Here is a 21022-nt window from a genome sequence, read left to right on the forward strand (position 1 = left end):
ATCCAGGATGGCTCCATCGCTACAATCACCACAGACCCCACACCGGACTCGGCGGCCAAACCCCAGCCCAACGCGTTCACAACGTCACAGGGAACTACACCTAGTGTGGGAGTGTGACGAAAGACTTCAGCCACGAGCCGGATGCCCGCCGCTACGTCCTGCGTATCGACGGGGAGATCGTCGCGGTCGCCGACTACACGATCAGCGGCAACTCGATCTCGTTCCACCACACCTACACGAACCCGCGCATGCGCAACAAAGGCTACGCGGCGGAGGTCGTGACCTTCGCCATGGACGACGTCGAGAAGACCACGAGCCTCAAGATCGTGCCCATGTGCTGGTACGTGGCGGAGTGGTTCGAGAAGAACCCCGATCGTGCCGGATTGCTGAGCCGTTGAGCTGAGCCGTTGAGCTGTCCCTCGCTCAGGCAGACGCACCGACCGCGCTCGATGCAGCCCAGAGGTTGATGCCCATCTCGGTCGCGTGCGCGTCGATGGCGGCGAGTTCGTCCGTGGTGAAATCGAGCCTGGCCACGGCGCCGAGGTTCGCTTCGAGCTGATGCACCGAGGACGCCCCGACGAGCGCGGAGGTGACGCGCTCGCCGCGCAGTGTCCACGAGATGGCGAGCTGGGCGAGACTCTGCCCGCGGCTCTCGGCGATGTCGGTCAGGGCCCGGATGGCCGCGAGGGTGTCGTCGTTGACCATCGTCTTCTGCATCGAGCCTTCGCGTGCGGCCCGGGCATCCTCGGGTATCCCCTGAAGGTACCGGTCGGTCAAGAGGCCCTGGGCGAGCGGTGAGAACGCGATACACCCGACACCGAGGCGCTCGAGCGTGTCGAGCAGTCCACCCTCGATCCAGCGGTTGAACATCGAATACGAGGGCTGGTGGATGAGGAGCGGTGTTCCGAGATCGGCGAGGATCTGCGCTGCCTGCACCGTGCGCTCCGGCGAGTAGGAGGAGATGCCGGCGTAGAGCGCCTTGCCCGAGGCGACGGCGGTGTGCAGGGCACCCATGGTCTCTTCGAGCGGGGTGTCCGGGTCGGCGCGGTGCGAGTAGAAGATGTCGACGTAGTCGAGTCCCATGCGACCGAGTGACTGGTCCAGGGAGGCGAGCAGGTACTTGCGCGAGCCGAAGTTGCCGTACGGGCCTGGCCACATGTCGTAGCCGGCTTTGGTGGAGATGACGAGTTCGTCGCGGTAGGGCGCGAAGTCGCGACGAAGGTGCTCGCCGAAGTTCTCTTCTGCGCTGCCGTAGGGCGGGCCGTAGTTGTTGGCGAGATCGAAGTGGGTCACGCCGAGGTCGAACGCCCTGCGCAGGATATCGCGCTGGCGATCCATGGGTACGGTGTCTCCGAAGTTCTGCCACAGCCCGAGCGACACGGCCGGGAGTGTGAGTCCGCTGCGCCCGACGCGCCGGTAGCTCATGGAATCGTAACGGGAATCATCAGCGAGGTAGGTCACTGATCCATACTCCCACGTGATCGCCACGTTCGGGCCCCGCCGCTCACGCGCTCGCCCGCTCGACGGGCCGCACCGCTCGCCCGCTCGACGGGCCGCACCGCTGGCCGCTCGACGGGCCGCACCGCTGGCCGCTCGCGCATCAGCTCCCTGAGGGCAGAGCTCTTACTCGGAAGGGGCCGTCGTCGCTGGCCCGGATCGACATCGGGTGGCGGGATCAACCAGTAATCACCGCCCGCGCGCTCGATCTCCCAGTGATTGTTATGGAGCAACAGGTGATGGTGTCGGCACAGGAGAATGCCGTCGGCGACATCCGTCTTTCCGCCGTCTCGCGCCCAGAATCTGACGTGGTGCGCCTCGGTCCAGGATGGCGGTCTGTCGCAGCCGATCCAGCGGCACCCGCCGTCTCGCACTGCGAGCGCTACCCGCTGCGTGCGGTTGTACAGTCGCTGTTCGCGGCCCACATTCAACGGCTGCCCCTCGCCATCGATGCTCACCTCCGCTGTCGCACCGGTGCACGCGAGCCGCTCGGCAGTCTCGATGGACACCGGGTCGGCCTGCCCCTCGATGCGAGCGTGTCCAGCGCGAGAGCCGAGTGCCCGCTTCGTGACGAGCACGCGGACCACGGGCGCGCCGGTTCCGAGAAGCCTGCTGGAATCCGCATCGGCACCAGCGACGAGCAGGTGTTCGAACACGTCGGATGCCAGTTGCGCCGTTGTGCGGGGGTCGGCCTCGATCTGTTCTGCTATCTCTTGGCTTTCGGCGCTGACGAAGCGCGGACCTCCGCGACGGGGTGACGTTGCCCGGTCGAAGAGCTCTGCGACGGACGCGAGAGTCTCGGGGTCCATCATCCACACGAGCCGGCCCATGCCGTCGCGCTGGCGATAGAGCGCGAGGCTGCGTTGCGCACGGCGTTCTGCCTCCCGCTCGGCGAGGCCGAGATCGTCCAGTTCGTCCCGAAGCTCGCGCGCACGACGATACAGCCGATCGGCGTCGAGCATTTCGGCCTCGGCGCAGAGCTGTCCAACCAGTTCTGTCAACGTCTGCTCGCTTACGTGCACAGAAGGTTTACCGACACCGCGCTCAATGGACTCAGCGCCATCGATCGAGACTGCGCCTGCAGCGACGGCCCTCCCCACTTCGGCAAGCCACGTCCGCTCCGACGCAAGGACCTCGCCGGTCGTGCTGTCGACGCCAGAATCCTCCGCGCTCTCGTGGACAAGACGCCCCACCCTGACCGCCGCCGCAGCCTCCCTCGCCGTGGACCCGCTGGTCACGCGCATCATCTCTTCCGGCGTGCGAAAACCTTCGCGCCGAGCGAGGCCGGCGCTGCCCAATTCCGGCCGTGACCGGTGGGCGAGCTCGCCAGCGATCACTACCCCGTGCACCTGGGCCGCCCGTAACAGCAGGTTCGACAATCTGGCTGCCTCACGAAACTCCTCATCGCTGAGACCCCGATATTCCGCAATTTCGGTGGTGACCGCATCCATCGCGTGCAGGGCCGCGGCGAGCGCCGAGACCAGCGGATGGGAGGTGGATGACATACGACTATCCTCCTCTTTCGAAGGTGTGTTCGAAAGTATTATGGGGCAATCTTGGGATAAGTGATTGGCGGTCACGACTGTGGAGGAGAGGTCGGGAGGAGAGCACCTGCCTGGGCCCGACTCGCACAGCCTCCACCCGGGCGCCATTTCCGCCGCTCCCGCCTGAGAGCGAGCCGACGCCGGCGACTCCACGAGAGCCTCCCTATCCGATGCCACCAGCATCTGCTGCGCTGTCGCCACCGACACCACCACCGAAGCGATAATCGTCCTGCGCGACCCAGCGCACTCCCCTCCTGTGACTCACCAGAATCCCGCGAAGTGGCACCTCGGCCTCATCGCAGGCGCGATGCAGAGCGCGGGCCCAGTCGATGTCCGTGGGGGTCAATCTGGCATCCGCATATCGTTCGAGAACAAAGACGAGGGAGTGCGCACCAGCACTCTCCGTGACGTGGCGGAGCATTGAGCACAGCGCGGTGTCCGACAGGCCCGGCGGAAGAGGCGGCAGGCCGTCGATCGGTATGAGTGTGGGCAGTTGCACACCGTGCTCGTCGAGGAACAGCAACCACAGCTGTCGCTGGATGGCGCGTCCGAGAAGACCGGCTACACGCTCCTCGATGAGGGCGTTGGTGGTCAACGGGAGGAGTTTCGCTTCGTCGTATCGTGCTGGTGTCATCCGCCCATGGTCGACCTTCGCCGCCCGGCACGGTGAGTTCGGAGCAGTGACTGTGGATTACGCCGACACAGGCAGGTCAGGGAGGAGAAGTCGACGGCAGCACGGGCGACAGCCGGGGCACTGCAGCAGCCCGACCCGCGGCAGCCCGACCCGCCTGAGCCGGGCAGAAACCCCGGAAAAGCCAGTTCAGTGCTCCTTGTCCGGCCGCCGCGCATCGCTCTCGAGCGGTGCGAAGCGACGCACGCGCCGGCCGTCGACCTCGACATCCTCCACGAACATGCCGAAGGGGCGCACCCACATCCCGCGCACCCCGTAGAGCGCGCGGTAGACGACGAGCGACTCCTCCGTCTCGGAGTGCTGGGCCACGCCGATCACCTCGTAGAGGTTCCCCTTGTAATGGCGATACAGGCCGGGTGTGATGTCGTCAGCGCTGGGCACCTGACCATTCTGCTGGCTGGAGACGACTCGGGCGAACCGCCCCGCGCATCCGAGGCCCGAGGTCTGGGCGGTTCACTACGATTGACCTCGACCCAGGGAGTTCTTGCATGACGATCACCGCATCCGCCGACGGCTCGGCCCTCGGCAACCCTGGCCCGGCGGGATGGGCGTGGTACGTCGACGACGACAACTGGGCCGCGGGCGGCTGGCCGCGCGCGACCAACAACCAGGGCGAGCTCACGGCCGTGCTCGAGCTGTTCCGCGCGACGGAGCACTCGGGCGAGGACCTGCTCATCCTGTGCGACAGCCAGTACGTCATCAATTCCGTGACCAAGTGGATGCCCGGCTGGAAGAAAAAGGGCTGGCGCAAGGGCGACGGCAAGCCTGTGATGAACGTCGAGCTCCTCAAGCAGATCGACGACGCGATCACCGGGCGTCGCTACCGATTCGAGTGGGTGCGCGGACACATCGGCCACGTGCTCAACGAGGCCGCGGATGCCCGTGCCCGGGCGGCTGCGGAGGCCTACCAGCGAGGTGCCGCCGTGCCCTCCGGTCCCGGGTGGCGCGGCAGCGCAGCCGGCGCGCCTGAGCGGTCCGCACCACGTTTGCCCGAGCCGCAGGCGCCCGCACCGGATACCGCTCTTTTCACCCTCGACGAGCCGAAAATGCACGCTCTCGCGCTGCAGCTCACCCCCGCAGAATTCGCGCGCCTGACCCGGCGAGCGCGCGAGAGCGGCAGCACGCCGGAGGAGTTCCTGCGCGGCCTGATCTGAGGTAACACCCCCGCGGTGCGCAGAACTTGCAGGTATCGTGGAGTCGCCTCGGCGCGGCTCGCGTAGTGGTGAACGACACGATATGGGGAGTATTCCGATGACGGATCCGCGCTTGGGCGAGCTGCTGAACGAGGCGACAACGATCGCGGTCGTCGGGGCCTCGAGGCACGAGAAGAAGGCGGCCCACCGCATCCCCAGGCGCCTGCTCAAGGCCGGGTTCACCGTCATCCCGGTCAACCCCCACGCCAACGAGATCCTCGGACAGAAGGCCTACCACAGCCTCGCCGACATACCGGTTCCTGTGGACATCGTTGACGTCTTCCGCCCATCGGAGGAGGCCGCCGGTGTGGCGGAGCAGGCCGCGGCGATCGGCGCCAAGGCGCTCTGGCTGCAGATGGAGATCACCTCGGAGGAGGCTCGCGACATCGCCACGAAGGCGGGCATGGACTTCGTCGAAGACACCTGCATCGGCGTCACGACCGCGGAGTTCGAGATCCAGAAGTAGCGCGCTCAACCCAGCGCCGACACATGCGGCGCGGAGCACGCCCGCGTACCCTCGCTCTCATGAGCACTCACGAGGTTGTGAACCAGGCTCCGCTGCGCGCGGGCATCAACGAGTTCAGCACGAACGTCCCGCTGGTCGAGTCGGTGCGACAGTATGACGCTGGTTGGGCTCTCGACGATCTGGCCCGCGTGGGCGAGTTGGTCGGCACCGAGCAGTTTCAGCAGGATGCCGCGCGAGCGAACCGCTTCGAGCCGCAGCTGCGCACCCATGACCGCTGGGGCAACCGCGTGGACGAGGTCGACTACGACCCGTCGTATCACCGCATCATCCGTGCGGCCGTGGCCGAGGGTGCGCACACTTCCGCGTGGGCAGAGCCGCGCCCCGGCGCGAATGTCGCGCGGGCGGCGACCTTCATGCTTTTCGCGCAGGTCGAGCCCGGCCACGCCTGCCCGATCTCAATGACGCACGCGGCCGTTCCGACCCTGCTGATGAGCGACGAGCTGAGCCGCGAGTGGCTGCCGCGCCTGCTCAGCCGCGACTATGACGGTGCGCTCGGGGCTGGCAAGAGCTCCGCCCTGTTCGGCATGGCGATGACCGAAAAACAGGGCGGGTCGGATGTGCGCGCGAACTCCACGCGGGCCGTGGACGCCGGCGACGGCAGCTTTCGCCTCACCGGCCACAAGTGGTTCTGCAGCGCGCCGATGTCCGACGGTTTCTTCGTGCTCGCGCAGACGGAGCCGGGGCTCAGCTGCTTTCTGGTGCCTCGGGTGCTGGCCGACGGCATCCGCAATCCGTTTTTCATCCAGCGCTTGAAGGACAAGCTCGGCAATCGCTCGAATGCCTCCTGCGAGGTGGAGTTCGACCAGACGGTGGGATTCCTGGTGGGCGAGGAGGGACGCGGTGTGCGCACGATCATCGAGATGGTGTCGCGCACCAGGCTCGACTGCGTGTTCGGCACGGCGGCGGGAATGCGGCAGTCGGTGGCGGAGGCGCTGTGGCACGTGCGCCACCGCAAGGCGTTCGGCGCGCTGCTGGTGGACCAGCCCGCGATGACGGCGGTGGTGGCGGATCTCGCGCTCGACTCGGAGGCAGCCACCGCGACGGCCATGCGGCTGGCCCGCGCCCACGACGCCGATGCGAACGAGACAGAGGTCGCATTCCGGCGCCTGGCAACGGCGGTGAGCAAATACTGGATCTGCAAGCGCGGACCTGCGCACGCCTACGAGGCGCTCGAATGCCTCGGTGGCAACGGCTTCATCGAGACGTTTCCGCTCGCGCGCCGCTACCGCGAGCAGCCGGTGATGGCGGTGTGGGAGGGCTCCGGCAACGTCATCGCGTTGGACGTGCTGCGCGCGATCGCCCGCGATTCGGCGACCCTCGATGCCTTCGACGCGGAGGTGTCGCTCTCGGCGGGAGTCAACGCCACCTTCGACGCGCACCTCACTTCCACGCGTGAGCTCGCCCGGTCAATCAGTGCGATGGATGCCGCTGCCGCGGCCAGCCAGGCCCGTCGCCTCGTGGGGGCGCTGGCCCTGACGCTGCAGGCATCCCTGCTCATCCGGCACTCCCCCGCCGCCGTCTCAGACGCGTTCGTGGCGGCGAGGTTCGGCCCCGATCGCGGGCGGCTCTACGGGGAACTGCCGAGCTCGCTCGCGCTGAAGGGAATCCTCGAACGAGCATGAGCCGAGCAGGCGGGTTCACCCAGGAGACAGCGTCCGGAGTGTGGGAAATGCAGTTCGGTAACGCCGCACGTCCCGAGTGACGAGGGTCAGGTTTTCGACGACCGCATGGGCTCCGATATAGAAATCCGGGAGGGTTGCAACGCGGGTACCACCACGACGGCGATACGCCTGGTGGGCCCTGGCCGCGAGGAAGCCAGCCGCATAGGGCAGAGGTGCCCGGCGCAGGATGTGGGCGGGCATCCGCTCATCGATCTCGTCGATGCCGCTGAAGCCAACGCTTGCCTCGGCATAGATGAGCGGGTTGATATAGACAGGACCGGTGCGGATGCCATGGGCCAACGCACCCGCAGACCATTCCGCCCAAATAGGGTCAGCTGTGGCGATGTCGAGCAGCACGTTCGTATCGATGAGGAACCCGACAGACGGCGGGACAGGATCACTCATTGTCGTAATCGCGCGTGAGCCGCATAATCTCGTCGGTACTGAGCGCGCTCTGCGCGGTGCCGCGCAGGCTCGCGACGAAGCGGTCGGCGGCATCGGGACGGCGCCCCCGAACCGTCTCGAGTACCACCATTCCGTCTCGCTCGACGAAGTCGATCTCTGTCTCGGGCATGAAGCCATAACGCTCACGGATGTGCTGCGGGATGGTGACTTGACCCTTCGACGTGATTCTCATGGGGCCATCATAATTCTTACTAGGGGCTGTAATACTCGTGAATGGCATGCTCCGAGGATGATTGCCGCTTCAGCGCCCTACTGCCGAACGACATGCTTCCCGTATCGCTGCTGTGCCGCTTGACCTGTCGTGCCGAGGATTCCACCGATGCTGGTCCAGGACCATCGTGCGACTCGCATTGCCGATACCGCGTCAACGATCTCACCTTCGGCTTCCGACCGTTTCCGAACCGCCGCTCGCAGCGCTTGATATGCCCGGCCGTCACGTTCATCCCCTGGGCGAGGCTCGTAGCTTTCAAAGACGTCGGCCAGTAGCACTTCCCTGTGGTCGAGTATTTCCTTTGTCGACTTCGGCAATGTCACCCTTTCCGAAAAAGAAACTTCGATCGCACAAAGTTACCTTTCATCACAGAAACCGTCAAGGTAACTTTCAAACATGTCGCCGTGGCCGAGCTCCTGCCGAGTGCGTCAGCTGGCGAGTGCCAGCACAGGTGGGCGCGGCTTCTGTAGTTGCACCCACAGGTCGTAGCTGCTCTGCATCCCCAGCCACAGCTCCGGGCTGGTGCCGAGAAGTAGTCCGAGGCGCACAGCCATATCCGCGCTGATTGCCGAGTGGCCGTTCCGGATGCGCGACAGGGTGGCCCTCGTCACGCCGAGACGGCGCGCGGCCTCAGCGATGCTGGTGTCACCCAGGTAGTCATCGAGCAGGAGCCCGGGATGGGGAGGATTATGCATGCTCACGGTGTCTGCCCTTTCTAGTGGTAATCGAGATAGTCCAGGAGGTGTACGTCGCTTCCTTCGAAAACGAAGGTCAACCGCCAATTGCCTGTCACCCAGATAGCGTGGTGCCCGGCGACGTCGCGTCCCGCCGCAGCAGTGCCAGAAAGCGCATGCGGCTTCCAGGATTGAGGCAAATCCTGTATCGACCGCGCATTGTCTAGCACTGCAAGCTGTTTTTGTAGTTTCTTTGCGTGATCAGGTCGAATACCCGACTTCTTGCCGGTGGTGAAGAACGTCTCGAGACCCTTATGCCGAAACGACTTGATCACAACTAAGAGCGTATAGGCTCTCTATTCGTATATCAAGGGTATACACCCTAGAGATGGCCTCTGGGAAGTCACGTCGCCCCGTTCTGGGGCTGCTCGCGCCGAGCAGACGGGTCTTAACTGGAGGAAGCAGCGCCCGAGTGAGGAACCCGACCATGAGCACACCGCCGCCCAGACGAACGTGGCGCCCGAAGTTCGGCCTGTTCTTCTGGCTGGTCTCTACGGTGCTCCTGATCTGGAGCGTCGCCGGCATCGTGACCGCAGGCGTCGGTGGCCTCCTGATCATCTGGGGTGTGTTCGCACTCATCACCTCGATCTACTCGCTGGTCACGGGCCGGCCGGGCTGGATATCCATCCCGGGTCGCAAGGTTGCGGCGGTCGTGCTGGCCGCATCCGTGGTGGCGACGATTGCCGGTGTGGTCGTGTCGCCGCAACTCTCCGCAGACGACGCGACGGTCGCTTCCAAGCAGCAGTCGAGCGTGCAGGACGCAGGCAGTCCAAACCTCAGCGCGAGCGCCGGAGCCGCGGCTTCCCCCCGCGCGTCAGCGACCGCCACCGGCCCGGCAGATACTGCCTCCACCAACACGACCGCGCTCGCCCTGCTCGCCGCCCTGCCGGTCAAGGGCAAATCGCCACTGACCGATTACGACCGCACCGGGAAGTTCGGCACTGCCTGGCTCGATGTCGACCACAACGGATGCGACACCCGCAACGACATCCTGCAGCGCGACTTCGCGTCGACGGTGAAGAGCGGACCGTGCAAGGTGACCAGCGGTGTGCTGGTGTCGCCGTACACGGGCGAGACGATCAATTTCGTGCGCGGCAATACGACGTCGACCGCGGTGCAGATCGACCACGTGGTGGCGCTGGCGAATGCGTGGCAGACGGGCGCGCAGCAGCTGAGCCAGGAGCAGCGCATCGCCCTGGCGAATGATCCGATCAACCTGTTCGCTGTCGACGGGCGCTCCAACTCGCAGAAGGGCGCGGGCGACACGGCGACCTGGCTGCCGCGCGCCAAGTCGTTCCGCTGCACCTATGTCGCGCACCAGGTCTCGGTGAAGGCGAAGTACGGCCTGTGGGTGACGTCGGCCGAGCACGACGCAATGTCGCGCATCCTCAGCGGATGCCCGAACGAGCCCGCGGTCGCGTAGGCGTTGCGCCAGCGGTCACGAAGCGCTCACAGCCCGAACGGCGTGCGGAACTTGCCCTTCGAGGTCTGGCGGATACCGCGGGCGACCGGCGAATACCAACCCGCGCGGTACTTGATCTTCTGCTTGATACGGCTGGGTCGGGTGTATCCCTGCAGCTGCGAGATGCCGAGCGAGCGCTTCACTTTGCGTTTCACTGCGGTGACGCCCAGCAGTCGCTTGAGAGATGGTTTGCGGTAACGGAACACTCGCATCTTCTGACCCTCCAGATCACACAGCCGATTCTCGCGCGCTGGCACAGCTCGCTCCGACGTATTTCTGACGCTACTCCGCGCCGCCGACGATCGATCGGGACAGCCCTCGACGGGCGGCGTCGGTCTCACCGCTAACATCGGAGCACAGCATGCAACGGAGAGGACGCCGATGTACCGCGCGATCGAACGCAACAAGCGATACTCGATCGCGCTCATCGCGCCGTTCGCACTCATCGTGATCGCGCTGTCTATTTGGTTTTCAATTGCCGCACAGTCGCCGTGGCCCGTGGACCGCTGGACTTGATGACGAGCACGGAGCTCGAAGCCGTGATGGCGAGCGCGCTCTTCGCCAGCGGAGTCGCCCTGGCCATGATGCGTGCCGGGCTCAAGAGCAAACTGCTCTTCGCGATGATCGGTCTCGGCATCCTCCTGATCACGGCACTGTTCGCGATCGTCGCGTACGTGATCGACCCGCTCGTCAGTGCCGCCGTTTCGCGCAGGCGCGAGTACCTTGCGGATGCCTCGGCCTTCGAAATGACGTGCTACGGAGAGCGCCTCATCACCGCGCTGGAGAAGATCGAACGCTCACCGCGCCGGCCGAGGCGCGCGGCCGTCGCCACCCAGAGCTTCTACTTTGCGAGCCCAGGTCTCGAAGTCGATGACGGCAAAACCTGGACCGGGCATGAACGCTCCATTCGGGTGTGGAATTCTCACACTATCGGCACGCGTGCTCCTCATTAGCCATCCTCGGCCTGTCAACAATGTGATGACAGTATGGAGATACCAAATGATCCACGCCGACGTGCTCAGACCGAAGTTCTACTTCAAGGGAGGTGACAACTATGACCCAGCAGAATGAGACCTCGAGCGTTGAGAAGTGGCTCGACAGCATCGACCCGGCGTCCAATCATGGACGAAGCGGCCGTCGCCTGACCGCGATCGACGCTGCCCTCACCGCAAAAGACAATGCGGAGCGCGATCTGCAGAAGGCAATCCGCGAAGCCCATGCCGCTGGCGACTCATGGGATGCCATCGGCGCCGTGCTCGGTATGTCACGGCAGGCAGCGCACAGGAAGTACGCACAGAAACGATAATTCTGTACCCGCGCCTACGGGCGTGCGGAAAGCACGCAGAACTCGTTGCCGTCGGGGTCGGCCAGCACGACCCAGCTGGCCTCACCCTGCCCGATGTCGATTCGCCGGGCACCCATGGCGATCAGGCGAGTCACCTCGGCATCCTGGTCGTCCGGAACGAAGTCCAGATGCAGTCTGTTCTTGACTGTCTTGCTTTCCGGTACGTTCCCGAAATACAGGGTCGGACCGGAGCCGCGCGGATCACGAAGCTCGATCTCCTCATCGCTCTCGTCGATGATGTCCCAGCCGAGCGCATCCGCCCACCAGTGCCCAAGCGTAGAAAAGTCCCGGCAGTCAACGACGACTTCTTCCCATCTGAGTGTCATGTTGGGAGGGTATCGCCAAGTGCCGACAGCTGGGCGTCGAGCCACCTTCCTCCACAGAGCCTCGGCAACCGGGATTTTCCACAGATACCGCCATGGAAGTATGCCGCAGGTTGGTCGCCCCTATTCTTTTGCGTGCCGCCGGGCGAGAATGAATGGGTGATCGAAGTGACGGAACCGCAGGTTTGGGTACTGCTTGGCGTCTTCTCCGCAGCATTCTTCGGGCTGATCGGCATCGTGACGACAAACTTCAACCGCACTATGGACGCGCGATTCGAGGCAGTACGCGCCGACATCAATGCAAAGTTCGACATCACCAACATAAAACTCGAGAACATGGATCGGGACATCCAGGCGATCTCGCGTCAGGTGTTCGGCACCGAGCCGCGATAGCAAGCTACCTCCGGACTGGGTCCGGATACGTCGGCCGCAGCTACTCCACCAGCGGGATCGCGCCAGAGCACGGCACCATAGGCTGACCCCATGGCGGATAGCGTACTCATCGGGCCGATAGCCGCCCCCGGCCTGCATGTCATGAGCTTCAACATCCGTCGCCGCATGCCGCACCTCAACCCGCACAGCCCCGATCGGTGGGTGCATCGCCGCCCGCTCATCAAGCGGCTACTCGAGGCCGAACAGCCTGCGCTGCTCGGGGTGCAGGAGGCTTTGTTCCAGCAGGCGAACTTCGTGCGCCACGCACTCGGCGAAGGCTACCGCTCGATCGGGCACGGCCGCGAGACGAACAGCCGCGGCGAAGCCTGCCCGATGTACTACGACTCCGACCGGCTGAACCTCCTTGATTGGCAACAGACGGCCCTCTCCGACACGCCGAACGTGCCCGGTTCCGTCTCGTGGGGCAACCGCACCCCGCGCGTCGTCGTCGCAGCACGCTTCCGCGACCTCGATACCGGTATCGAGTTCCAGGCCGTGAACACTCACCTCGACAACTACTCCCGCACCTCACGGCTGCGCTCTGCCGACGAGTTGCGCCGCATCGTCTCCACGTCGCCGCTGCCCACCGTCATGACCGGCGACTTCAATACGGATGCCGAGACGGATCCATACGACGAGCTCACCGGGCACGGCCTGCTGCTCGACACCTGGGACACGGCGCACACGCGGCTGACCGAAGTCTGGGGAAGCTTTCCGAACTACCGCGAACCGCAGCACGACACCAAACGCATCGACTGGATTCTCACGACGCCGACGGTCACCGTGCTCAGCGCCGCCATCAACACCACGAGATACCAGGAGGGCTGGCCCTCGGATCACGCCGCCGTGCAGGCCGTGGTGCAGTTCCCGAACGTCGCCGACACCGTGTAGCGCCGATCTACACTGCTGCCATGACCATCACCGAGTTGCAGCCGGGCGAGATCTTCGTATTCGGCTCGAACGCGTCCGGGGCACACGGAGCCGGGGCCGCACTCACCGCGTACGAGAAGTTCGGCGCCGTGTGGGGGCAGGGCAACGGGCTGCAGGGGCAGTCATACGGCATCGACACCATGAGCGGGCTCGAGACGATGGGGAGCGAGGTCGCGCGGTTTCTCGAGTTCGCTGGGGAGCATCCGGAACTTCGATTTCTCGTGACGAAGATCGGATGCGGCATCGCCGGATACACGCCTGCCCAGGTCGCGCCGCTGTTTCGTTCGGCTCCCGACAACGTCGTGCTGCCCAAGGAGTTCGTCGCGTAACGGAACGCCTCCCCTCCCCACGCCTGCGACAACGATGCGATCCACAGCTGGCCTGAATGCCGCTGTGGAGCCCCGCGCACAAGCCCAGAGTTTTCCAAGTTCGGCATCATCAAAGTGAAACTCGAGAACACGGATCGGGACATCCAGGCGCTGTCCCGCCACATGTTCGGCAGCGACCCGCGCAGCTGAAGACGCGTCGCAGCTAGAGACACGTCGAGGGCTCAGCGAGCTCCATGCTGCGATGGCGCACGACCGTCGCGGAATGCAGAATCCGCAAAAGTGGTTTGCTAGAGGTATGAGCGAACGAATCACCATGTACGGCGCCGAATGGTGCGGCGACTGCCGCAGGTCCAAGAAACTCCTCGACGAGCTCGGTGTCGACTACGACTACATCGACCTCGAAGCGGATGTCGCGGCGGCAGACAAGGCGCGCGCCATCAGCGGACGCACCAACATTCCGGTGATCGTCTTCCCCGACGACACCCACTTCGTGGAGCCCAGCAACGACGAACTGCGCGAGAAGGTCGCGGCGCTGCAGGCCTGATCCGACAGTCAGCCACACGACGACGGCTGGCAGCGTGGGCGCGACTCAGGCCTGGGACGCCCCCAAGGATTCGATGAGCTTGGCCAACGCCGCGACGAATCGCGGACTGCTCACCAAGACGAATGCTCCGGCGTTGGCCACCACGGTGACCCAGAACACCGCCTGGAACGACGCTTTTCTGTTCTTGTGATGCAACAGAAGCTGCGCGAGGACGGCACCCGGCCATCCTCCGGCAAGCGCCAACAGGTGCAGCGTGCTCTCCTTCGTACGCCAGCGCCCCGTACGTGCCGCGACCTTGTCGCGCGCATAGACGAGAAAAGTGATGAGGCTGACGACGGTATAGAAGACGGCGAACCACGGCGACACAGGCCAGCGAAGACCGATGGCGAGGTAGAGACCGATGAAGCCGACCAAGGAGATGGTCGCTTTCGTGCCTGTCGCGGCGCCGGAGCTCTCACGGCGAATCACCTCATACGGCCTGCGGACCGAGCTGGCACGGGTTCTGCCGTCTGGCGCGAGCTCCGTCTCGAAAGTCACAACGTCACCGAGCTTGGGGCGTCCGGCGCCGCGCGGCCATGCCCGAATGTGAGCGAACACGTGGCGCCCGCCATCAGCCGGGGCGATGTATCCGAAGCCGCGCGCGTCATCCCACTTGGAGACGGTGCCCTCCCGCGTCTTTCTCGCACCCATACGCAGATAGTAATGGCAGAACGCTCCAAGTTCAGTAATGCTCGAGAATCCCGAGCCCGCCGTCAGTCCGTGATGCGCAGGATGAAGCGGGGGCGTTTGCCCTTCTTGCTGAGCTTCTCGATCGCCATGAACAGGCGGTACTGCAGTCCGAACTTCTTGCGAAACACCGAGGCGAATGCAGGCGTCTCCTCGATGATCTCGGCGTGCCCGCCCGCTGTGGGAGCATCATCCGCAACCTTTCCCATGCGTGAGCACGGCCGTAGTTCCACGCGGGAATTGTTGCGCAGGCGCTTGACCTTGCCACTGCCCTGCGGCGTTGTCACGAGCAGGGCGTCACCGTCGCGCGCGATCCAGACCGTGGTCGCGACGCCGACACCCGTCTTGCGGAAAGTGGTGAGGGAGACAAACTGCGAATCGCCAAGGTCTAGTAGTGCGAAAGTGGAGGGCATTCCCTAACGCTAACTCAGTGGCCGTGCCTCTCGCGCACGGGGAATACGCGGCCGCACCAACGCGTGGCTGCCGCGAACCAACTGCTCGACCAGCTCATCCGGAAGCGCGTCGTCGAGGGTGACCGTGATCCAGTGCTTCTTGTTCATGTGATAGCCGGGAGTGATCTGCGCAAACTCCTGCCGCAGCGCAATGCCGTCTTCCGGATCGCACTTGAGGGTCACCGACAGCGACCGCGGATCGAGCGCAGAGACGGCGAAGAGCTTGTCGTTCCCGCTCGTCTTGAAGACGGAGGTCTCCTCGCCGAACGGAAAGGTCTCGATCGCCTGCGGCAGCGATAAACACAGCTCGCGCAGCTCATCCGGGGTCATGTCACGAGGATAGGTGCGACCCGCGACAAAGCGGGCGTCAGTGCGGGCTCTCAGGCGGCAGCGACACCGGCGGGATGACGACCCTGGCCGAGTCGCGCACCCACCACGCCCCGGTGGCGCGCTTTTCCTGTCGCGTGGTAAAGCGGTAGTGGTAGAGCCGCGCTCGCACCCAGCGGGGCCGCACGCCGCCGAACGGCTCGGCCCTGAGCATCCGCAGAGTCGCGCGGTCGCGCTCAAGCAGCTTGCCGAGGAAGGCGTAGAACCACGGTTCGTGCACCGAGCCGAGTGGCAGGAACCACATGAGCCAGTCCAGCCGCAGGTGATACGGCGCGAACTGCCTCGGCATCCGCGACGGGTCGCCGGGCTTGCCCTTGAACTCGTACTCCCGCCAGTCGGCGTCATCGTCGGGCGAAGCGTCGAGCGTTCCCTCGACGATGACCTCGAACCGCCGCTTGGTCACGCTGCCGAAGGCACCGTAGGCGTTGACCAACTGCCAGCGGTTGAAGCTCGCGTTCATCAACTGTCTGCGCGAGAAGAGGTTCTTGATCGGCCAGTAGCTGAGCACGACGAGCAGCGCAGTGACCGCGAGTACGGGCACCATCCACCAGATCGGGGTGACCTCGCCCGAACCCCAGTCGAGCGGGATGAAGGGAAGCGCCCAGTGCGCCACGGGGTCGCTGATGCGGCTGAAGGCCAGGACCACGGTGATCCAGTTGAGCCAGGCGAAATTGCCCGTGAACACGAGCCAGAGCTGGGTGAGGATGACGACGGCAGCAGCCGCGCTCGCCACCGGCTGCGGGGCGAACAGCAGGAACGGCACGATCAACTGCGCAAAATGATTTCCGAGCACCTCGGCCCTGTGCACCGGCTTCGGCAGCAGGTGCGCGAAGCGACTGAACGGATTCGGCATCGGCTGGGTCTCGTGGTGGTAGTACAGGGCGGTGAGATCGCGCCACGAGCGGTCGCCGCGGATCTTGATCATGCCCGCGCCGAATTCGAGGCGGAAGACCAGCCATGCGCTCAGCAGGAGGATCGGCGCGGGCGGCGGCACGGCATCCGAGCCCAGAAACGCCGCGGTGAATCCGGCCTCGAGCAGCAGCATCTCCCAGCCGAAGCCATAAAAGGTCTGGCCGACATTCGTGACCGACATGTAGAGCAGCCACAGCGCGAGGAAGACGAGCGCGGGCACCCACGGCGGACCCAGCTGGGGCAGGCCGAGAACGACGGATGCCGCGAGCATGATCCCGATACCGGCAACGGCCAGCAGCATCCGGTCACTGTATCCCCAGCGGAACACCGTGAATCCGCGCAGGTGTCGTTTCTGTTCCAGGAGCCGAGGCACCGGCAACAGCCCGTGCTCTCCGAGCAGCGCGCGGAACTGCGCGGCGGTGGAGAGGAACGCCACAAGGAACATCACGGCGATGCCCCGCTGCAGCACCTGCCTGGCGAACTCGTAATCCTGGGCGTCGAACCAGCTCACACTTCAACGCTACGCGACGAGGTCACGCTCAACCAATGTCGCCTCGCGGAGGGAGACATGGTCCCGCGGAGGGAGTTGCAACTCCCGCCACGAGCCGCCTTCTCCCGCCGCGAGGGACGCGAGAGCTGCAATCGGCAGCAGGGGTCAGCGCAGCGCGGGCGGCTCGGTGATGCCGAAGCGCTCCTTCAGCGCGAGGGTCGCGGCATACCAGCCGTTCATCCCGTGCACCGCAGGGCCCGGCGGCGTGGCCGACGAGCACAGGTAGACGCCGTCGATCGGGGTGCGCCAGGGCGTCGTCGAGACCACGGGACGCTTCACAAGCTGCCTGAGGTCGAGCGAACCGCTGTAGATGTCTCCGCCGACGTAGTTCGGGTTGTACGCGGCGAGCTCCGTCGCGGTGCTCGCCGCGCTTGCGAGAACCAGGCCCCGAAACCCCGGAGCGTAGCGCTCCACCTGCGCCGTGACCAGCTCGGTCGCGTCGAGCGTCGAGCCGGAGGGCACGTGGATGTACGCCCACAGCACGTGCTTGCCCTCCGGCGCGCGCGTCGCATCGAGCACACTCGGCTGGGTGACCAGCACGTACGGATGCTCCGCAACACTCCCCCGCACCACCGCGTTCTCACTCGCCGCGATCTCGGCCCTCGTGCCGCCCAGGTGCACCGTGGGTGCGCGCCGTACCTCGGCGTTGGACCACGGCACCGGCCCGGCCAGCGCGAAGTCGACCTTGGCAACGCCGGGGCCATAACGGTAGCGGCCGAGCGCGCGGCGATACCGCGCGGGCAGCTCGCCACCGAGTAACAGCTTCGGCGAGGTGTCCAGCAGCGTCGCACGGGATGGCTCGAGCTGCGCGAGCGAGTCGACGGGAACGCCGGTCTCGACGGTGCCGCCGTGGGCCAGCAGGTCGGCGACCAGGGCATCCGCGATCGCCTGCGAGCCGCCGGCCGGAAAACCCCAGCCCGCCGCGTGCGCGTGAGTCGCAAGGAGCAGCCCCGCTCCCGCGGGTGCGAGCGAGGGCTGCCGTCCGCTCGCATGGGCGGCGACGCCGGTGAGCATCGCCGGGGCAGCCTCACCGCGGAAGCGGAGGTCGCCGAGGGCGGTGCCCTGCTCCAGCGCACGAAGGCCGTAGCGCAGGGCCGCAATCGGGTCCCTCGGCATCCGGAGCAGCTGCGATCCGGTGAAGTCGACGACCCCGTCGACCCGCTGCACGAGCGGCTCGAGCAGCGCGCGCCAGGCCCGACCGTCCCGGCCGAGTGACTCCGCGGTGCGATCGAGGTCGCGCCAGGCGATGCCCGCCTCGCCGTGATCGAGCGGATGCGCGTAGGAGATCTCAGGAACGATCCAGTCGACCCGGTCGATCAGCCCGAATTCCCGAAAGAACGGGGACGCCATCGCCGCCGGATGCACGGCTGAACACACGTCGTGACGGAAGCCCGGCAGCGTCAGCTCGCTCGTGCGCAGACCGCCGCCGAGCGTCGACGCTCCCTCGAGCAGCCGCACGCCGAGACCGGCGCGCGCCGCGGTCACCGCGGCCGCGAGGCCGTTCGGTCCGCTGCCCACGACCGTGACGTCGATCATCGCTCCAGTCTGTCACCCCTGCCCGCGACCGAGCGGCGCGCCGTGGTGCGGTAGCGGCGAGCCGCGCGCCCACCGGATGCAGCTAGCCTCGTTGCATGGCCACCCTCACGGACGCGACAGTGCTTGCCCCCGCGGAGTGGCGTGCGCGCGAGGAGGCGCACCGCGAGCGCGCAGACCGGCTCAGCGCGGGCTGGCGGCAGCGCGCGGGCACCGGGCAGACACATCCGGTCGAAGACTTTCTCTTCACCTACTACCCCACCCCTCCGCGGCTGCTGCGTCGCTGGCACCCCGGGGCCGGAGTCGCGCTCGAGGGCGCGACGAGCACAGAGCGCGCCGGGTGGAAGTGGTACCTCGCCGAGGGTGACGCCCTGCGGGTCGACACCACCGCGTTTCTCAAGTCCAGGGGTGCGAGCATCCGCTTCGTCACCTCGCTGCTCGACGCGACGGCGAACCGCGAGGCAAACTTCGGATGCTTCGGCATGCACGAGTGGGCCATGGTCTACCGGCAGGGCGACCACAGGCACGAGGTGCCGCTCCGGCTCAGCCAGGGCGACACGGATGCCGTGGTCGAGAGCGCGCGCATCTCCTGCAGTCACTTCGATGCCTACCGCTTCTTCACGCCGGAGGCCGCGCCGCTCAACCGGCTGCGCCCCACCCGCGAGAACCAGCCCGTGCTGGAGCAGCCCGGATGCCTGCACGCGAACATGGACGTCTACAAGTGGGCGGTCAAGCTCGGCCCGCTCGTTCCGGGCGAACTCCTCCTGGATGCGTTCGAGCTGGCTGCGAGCATCCGCGTTCTCGACATGCGGGCATCGCCATACGACCTCAGCGCGTGGGGATACGAGCCGATCGCGGTCGAGACAGCGGAGGGCAAGGCGGAGTACGTACGCCAGCAGCGCGCCTTCGCCGCACGCGCGAACGAACTGCGCGACCGCCTCGTCGCCGCTCTGCCCGCGTAGGCCCGCCCAGCACCTACTCTTGAGGACGATGATTACCAGACACGAGGCCGCGCTGCGGCTGGACATTCCGCTGGAAATGGCCCGGAGGCACGGTATCCCGAACCGCCTCTCCGAGGAAGAGTTCTCGGAGCTCGACACGAACCCGCCAGCCTGGCTCGCGCAGTCGCGAGCGAACCGCACCGGCAGGAAGCCGGTCTGGGTGCAGCTGAAGTGCGACGTCTGTGGCTTCGAGGAGGCCGCGCGCCCCAAGAAGTGGTGGCCGGCCTTCAGCTACCTGAGTTGCAGCCGCCACCTCGCGAGCGAGCTGCCCGCGCCCGCCGCGAACACCTACCGACACGAGGTAGACGGTATCGGCAGCCGCTTCGTCGGGATCGTGGACGAGGTCGCCGAAGGGCTCTGACCCGACTGCGGCAGCTACTGCGACGCCGAGAGGCGACCCTCCGTGTCGAGCCTCGCGAGCATCCGCCCCATGATGCGATCGAGGTCGGCGATGTCTCGGGCGTCGAGAGGATCGATGACGGCGTCCCTCACGGCACCGACGTGACCCGGTGCCGAGGCAACCACCTTCTCCCAACCGGATGCGGTGAGCGTCGCGTTCGTCGCCCTGCGGTCCTCCTCGCACGGGCTGCGTCTCACGTAGCCGCGCTTCTCGAGGCGCGCGACGACGTGCGACAGGCGCGGAAGGGTCGCGTTGGTCTCGAGGGCGAGACTCGTCATCCGCAGTGTGCGCGACGGTGCCTCCGAGAGGATCGCCATCACGAAGTACTCGAAGTGGCTGAGGTCGGCGTCGCGCTGCAGCTGCGTATCGAGCGCTCCCGGCAGCAGTTGGACGACGGCGACGAACTTCCTCCACGCCGTCATCTCCTCCGCGCTCAGCCACTTCGTGTTCACCATGACTGCAGTCTACCAAATACTTGACGCTTCAAGTAAAAAGAGTATTATCACTTGTATCAACAACTAATTTCCATCACTCGGGAGAACATCATGGCCAAGGTCACCATCATCGGAGCAGGCAACATGGGCGGCGCAATCGCGAAGCTCGCGCTGTCCGGAGGCAACGACGTGCAGCTGCTCGCACGCGATGCAGCGAAGGCTGCCGCCGTCTCGGAGGGCGCGACAGCGGGAACCATCGGTGACGCCATCACCGGCGACATCGTCGTGCTCGCACTCCCCCACCCCGCTGTCGCAGAGGTGCTCTCGAACTACGCGGGCCAGCTCGATGGCAAGACCATCGTCGACATCACCAACCCGGTCGACTTCGCCACCTTCGACTCGCTCGTCGTGCCCGCGGACAGTTCCAACAGCGAGGTGATCGCCGCCATCGCGCCGAACGCTTCCGTGCTGAAGGCGTTCAACACCAACTTCGCGGCAACCCTCCACGGGGGCAGCGTCGGCAGCGAGAAGACCTCGGTGCTCATCGCGGGCGACGACGCGGACGCGAAGGCAGCCCTCGCGACGATCGTGACGGATGGCGGGCTCAAGGCCGTCGACGCGGGCTCGCTCAAGCGTGCTCGCGAGCTCGAGTCGCTCGGCTTCCTGCAGCTCACTCTCGCCGCCCAGGAAAAGACCTCCTGGACCGGTGGCTTCGCGCTGACCGCGTAAAGGCACCTGCG

At 65.9% G+C, this 21022-nt stretch carries 32 protein-coding genes; 16 read left to right on the forward strand and 16 right to left on the reverse strand.

What is annotated here, in order from left to right; all coding sequences use genetic code 11:
- Together ABUA28_RS10265 and ABUA28_RS10270 are read left to right on the forward strand one after the other, a co-directional pair.
- Positions 1 to 104: integrase core domain-containing protein (locus tag ABUA28_RS10265; protein ID WP_349904222.1), on the forward strand; the 104-nt coding region annotated here is incomplete at its 5' end.
- A gap of 9 nt (positions 105 to 113) precedes the next feature.
- Entirely contained in the window at positions 114 to 398 is a 285-nt protein-coding gene (locus tag ABUA28_RS10270; RefSeq protein ID WP_349904081.1) for a GNAT family N-acetyltransferase, read from the forward strand.
- A gap of 25 nt (positions 399 to 423) precedes the next feature.
- On the opposite strand, the gene mgrA is transcribed toward ABUA28_RS10270, so the two are convergent.
- The 4 genes from mgrA to ABUA28_RS10290 form a co-directional block, all read right to left on the reverse strand.
- Positions 424 to 1461 (reverse strand): L-glyceraldehyde 3-phosphate reductase, encoded by a 1038-nt coding sequence (mgrA, locus tag ABUA28_RS10275; protein ID WP_349904082.1) that lies wholly within the window; start codon positions 1459 to 1461, stop codon positions 424 to 426.
- The gene (locus ABUA28_RS10280) at positions 1458 to 3002 is read right to left on the reverse strand and encodes a DUF222 domain-containing protein (RefSeq protein ID WP_349904083.1); all 1545 of its coding nucleotides are present in this window, start codon (positions 3000 to 3002) and stop codon (positions 1458 to 1460) included. The genes mgrA and ABUA28_RS10280 overlap by 4 nt, the downstream gene beginning before the upstream one ends.
- 202 nt (positions 3003 to 3204) lie before the next feature.
- On the reverse strand, positions 3205 to 3675 hold the full coding sequence (locus ABUA28_RS10285; RefSeq protein WP_349904084.1) for a hypothetical protein: 471 nt from the start codon (positions 3673 to 3675) through the stop codon (positions 3205 to 3207).
- 186 nt (positions 3676 to 3861) lie between these two features.
- Complete coding sequence (locus ABUA28_RS10290; RefSeq protein ID WP_349904085.1) at positions 3862 to 4113, reverse strand: DUF1653 domain-containing protein; 252 nt, start codon at positions 4111 to 4113, stop codon at positions 3862 to 3864.
- A 107-nt stretch (positions 4114 to 4220) separates the two neighbouring features.
- On the opposite strand from ABUA28_RS10290, the gene ABUA28_RS10295 reads away from it, so the two are divergent.
- The 3 genes from ABUA28_RS10295 to ABUA28_RS10305 all read left to right on the forward strand — a co-directional run bounded on the left by ABUA28_RS10295 (position 4221) and on the right by ABUA28_RS10305 (position 7073).
- Complete coding sequence (locus tag ABUA28_RS10295; RefSeq protein WP_407075436.1) at positions 4221 to 4886, forward strand: RNase H family protein; 666 nt, start codon at positions 4221 to 4223, stop codon at positions 4884 to 4886.
- 97 nt (positions 4887 to 4983) lie between these two features.
- Positions 4984 to 5391, forward strand: a complete 408-nt coding sequence (locus ABUA28_RS10300) for a CoA-binding protein (protein WP_349904086.1) — start codon at positions 4984 to 4986, stop codon at positions 5389 to 5391.
- Between the two features lie 59 nt (positions 5392 to 5450).
- Positions 5451 to 7073: an acyl-CoA dehydrogenase family protein gene (locus tag ABUA28_RS10305; protein ID WP_349904087.1), complete on the forward strand. Its 1623-nt coding sequence runs from the start codon at positions 5451 to 5453 to the stop codon at positions 7071 to 7073.
- A 15-nt stretch (positions 7074 to 7088) separates the two neighbouring features.
- Here ABUA28_RS10305 and ABUA28_RS10310 read toward each other — a convergent pair whose 3' ends face one another.
- From ABUA28_RS10310 to ABUA28_RS10325, 4 genes are all read right to left on the reverse strand, one after another.
- Positions 7089 to 7517 (reverse strand): type II toxin-antitoxin system VapC family toxin, encoded by a 429-nt coding sequence (locus ABUA28_RS10310; protein ID WP_349904088.1) that lies wholly within the window; start codon positions 7515 to 7517, stop codon positions 7089 to 7091.
- Entirely contained in the window at positions 7510 to 7749 is a 240-nt protein-coding gene (locus tag ABUA28_RS10315) for an AbrB/MazE/SpoVT family DNA-binding domain-containing protein (RefSeq protein WP_349904089.1), read from the reverse strand. Before ABUA28_RS10315 ends, ABUA28_RS10310 begins: the two co-directional genes overlap by 8 nt.
- 467 nt (positions 7750 to 8216) lie before the next feature.
- Positions 8217 to 8483: a HigA family addiction module antitoxin gene (locus ABUA28_RS10320; protein ID WP_349904090.1), complete on the reverse strand. Its 267-nt coding sequence runs from the start codon at positions 8481 to 8483 to the stop codon at positions 8217 to 8219.
- Between the two features lie 20 nt (positions 8484 to 8503).
- Complete coding sequence (locus ABUA28_RS10325; RefSeq protein WP_349904091.1) at positions 8504 to 8797, reverse strand: type II toxin-antitoxin system RelE/ParE family toxin; 294 nt, start codon at positions 8795 to 8797, stop codon at positions 8504 to 8506.
- Positions 8798 to 8949: 152 nt separating this feature from the next.
- Here ABUA28_RS10325 and ABUA28_RS10330 point away from each other — a divergent pair, with 152 nt between their 5' ends.
- Positions 8950 to 9945 carry an HNH endonuclease family protein gene (locus ABUA28_RS10330; RefSeq protein ID WP_349904092.1) on the forward strand — a complete coding sequence of 332 codons (996 nt, stop codon included), beginning with the start codon at positions 8950 to 8952 and terminating at the stop codon, positions 9943 to 9945.
- A gap of 26 nt (positions 9946 to 9971) precedes the next feature.
- Here the strand turns inward: ABUA28_RS10330 and ABUA28_RS10335 are convergent, their stop codons facing one another.
- Entirely contained in the window at positions 9972 to 10196 is a 225-nt protein-coding gene (locus tag ABUA28_RS10335; RefSeq protein ID WP_349904093.1) for a hypothetical protein, read from the reverse strand.
- A gap of 169 nt (positions 10197 to 10365) precedes the next feature.
- Between ABUA28_RS10335 and ABUA28_RS10340 the strand changes: the two genes are divergently transcribed.
- The 3 genes from ABUA28_RS10340 to ABUA28_RS10350 all read left to right on the forward strand — a co-directional run bounded on the left by ABUA28_RS10340 (position 10366) and on the right by ABUA28_RS10350 (position 11290).
- Entirely contained in the window at positions 10366 to 10500 is a 135-nt protein-coding gene (locus tag ABUA28_RS10340) for a hypothetical protein (protein WP_349904094.1), read from the forward strand.
- Positions 10500 to 10937 carry a M48 family metalloprotease gene (locus tag ABUA28_RS10345; protein ID WP_349904095.1) on the forward strand — a complete coding sequence of 146 codons (438 nt, stop codon included), beginning with the start codon at positions 10500 to 10502 and terminating at the stop codon, positions 10935 to 10937. Before ABUA28_RS10340 ends, ABUA28_RS10345 begins: the two co-directional genes overlap by 1 nt.
- Before the next feature lie 101 nt (positions 10938 to 11038).
- Entirely contained in the window at positions 11039 to 11290 is a 252-nt protein-coding gene (locus ABUA28_RS10350; protein ID WP_349904096.1) for a hypothetical protein, read from the forward strand.
- A 14-nt stretch (positions 11291 to 11304) separates the two neighbouring features.
- Here ABUA28_RS10350 and ABUA28_RS10355 read toward each other — a convergent pair whose 3' ends face one another.
- On the reverse strand, positions 11305 to 11655 hold the full coding sequence (locus ABUA28_RS10355) for a VOC family protein (RefSeq protein WP_349904097.1): 351 nt from the start codon (positions 11653 to 11655) through the stop codon (positions 11305 to 11307).
- A gap of 132 nt (positions 11656 to 11787) precedes the next feature.
- On the opposite strand from ABUA28_RS10355, the gene ABUA28_RS10360 reads away from it, so the two are divergent.
- From ABUA28_RS10360 to ABUA28_RS10375, 4 genes are all read left to right on the forward strand, one after another.
- Positions 11788 to 12045: a hypothetical protein gene (locus tag ABUA28_RS10360; RefSeq protein ID WP_349904098.1), complete on the forward strand. Its 258-nt coding sequence runs from the start codon at positions 11788 to 11790 to the stop codon at positions 12043 to 12045.
- A 90-nt stretch (positions 12046 to 12135) separates the two neighbouring features.
- Positions 12136 to 12975, forward strand: a complete 840-nt coding sequence (locus ABUA28_RS10365; RefSeq protein WP_349904099.1) for an endonuclease/exonuclease/phosphatase family protein — start codon at positions 12136 to 12138, stop codon at positions 12973 to 12975.
- Between the two features lie 20 nt (positions 12976 to 12995).
- A complete protein-coding gene (locus ABUA28_RS10370) occupies positions 12996 to 13343 on the forward strand; it encodes an A1S_2505 family phage non-structural protein (protein ID WP_349904100.1) in 348 nt (115 codons plus the stop codon).
- Positions 13344 to 13638: 295 nt separating this feature from the next.
- Positions 13639 to 13887: a glutaredoxin family protein gene (locus ABUA28_RS10375; protein WP_349904101.1), complete on the forward strand. Its 249-nt coding sequence runs from the start codon at positions 13639 to 13641 to the stop codon at positions 13885 to 13887.
- A 45-nt stretch (positions 13888 to 13932) separates the two neighbouring features.
- Here ABUA28_RS10375 and ABUA28_RS10380 read toward each other — a convergent pair whose 3' ends face one another.
- The 5 genes from ABUA28_RS10380 to ABUA28_RS10400 form a co-directional block, all read right to left on the reverse strand.
- Positions 13933 to 14577 (reverse strand): DUF1294 domain-containing protein, encoded by a 645-nt coding sequence (locus ABUA28_RS10380; protein WP_349904102.1) that lies wholly within the window; start codon positions 14575 to 14577, stop codon positions 13933 to 13935.
- Between the two features lie 62 nt (positions 14578 to 14639).
- Positions 14640 to 15026: a PPOX class F420-dependent oxidoreductase gene (locus ABUA28_RS10385; protein ID WP_349904103.1), complete on the reverse strand. Its 387-nt coding sequence runs from the start codon at positions 15024 to 15026 to the stop codon at positions 14640 to 14642.
- 9 nt (positions 15027 to 15035) lie between these two features.
- Positions 15036 to 15395 carry an MmcQ/YjbR family DNA-binding protein gene (locus tag ABUA28_RS10390; RefSeq protein ID WP_349904104.1) on the reverse strand — a complete coding sequence of 120 codons (360 nt, stop codon included), beginning with the start codon at positions 15393 to 15395 and terminating at the stop codon, positions 15036 to 15038.
- A 37-nt stretch (positions 15396 to 15432) separates the two neighbouring features.
- Entirely contained in the window at positions 15433 to 16875 is a 1443-nt protein-coding gene (locus tag ABUA28_RS10395) for a lipase maturation factor family protein (RefSeq protein ID WP_349904105.1), read from the reverse strand.
- A 144-nt stretch (positions 16876 to 17019) separates the two neighbouring features.
- Positions 17020 to 18450, reverse strand: coding sequence for a phytoene desaturase family protein (locus ABUA28_RS10400; RefSeq protein ID WP_349904106.1), 1431 nt, complete (start codon positions 18448 to 18450; stop codon positions 17020 to 17022).
- Between the two features lie 95 nt (positions 18451 to 18545).
- Here ABUA28_RS10400 and ABUA28_RS10405 point away from each other — a divergent pair, with 95 nt between their 5' ends.
- Positions 18546 to 19409, forward strand: coding sequence for a 3-methyladenine DNA glycosylase (locus ABUA28_RS10405; RefSeq protein WP_349904107.1), 864 nt, complete (start codon positions 18546 to 18548; stop codon positions 19407 to 19409).
- 28 nt (positions 19410 to 19437) lie between these two features.
- Positions 19438 to 19809, forward strand: a complete 372-nt coding sequence (locus ABUA28_RS10410) for a hypothetical protein (protein WP_349904108.1) — start codon at positions 19438 to 19440, stop codon at positions 19807 to 19809.
- Positions 19810 to 19823: 14 nt separating this feature from the next.
- Here ABUA28_RS10410 and ABUA28_RS10415 read toward each other — a convergent pair whose 3' ends face one another.
- A complete protein-coding gene (locus tag ABUA28_RS10415) occupies positions 19824 to 20303 on the reverse strand; it encodes a MarR family winged helix-turn-helix transcriptional regulator (protein ID WP_349904109.1) in 480 nt (159 codons plus the stop codon).
- 90 nt (positions 20304 to 20393) lie between these two features.
- Here ABUA28_RS10415 and ABUA28_RS10420 point away from each other — a divergent pair, with 90 nt between their 5' ends.
- The gene (locus ABUA28_RS10420) at positions 20394 to 21011 is read left to right on the forward strand and encodes an NADPH-dependent F420 reductase (RefSeq protein ID WP_349904110.1); all 618 of its coding nucleotides are present in this window, start codon (positions 20394 to 20396) and stop codon (positions 21009 to 21011) included.
- Positions 21012 to 21022 lie beyond the last annotated feature (11 nt).

This window comes from Parafrigoribacterium humi, assembly GCF_040227205.1.
Lineage (GTDB): Bacteria > Actinomycetota > Actinomycetes > Actinomycetales > Microbacteriaceae > Parafrigoribacterium_A > Parafrigoribacterium_A humi.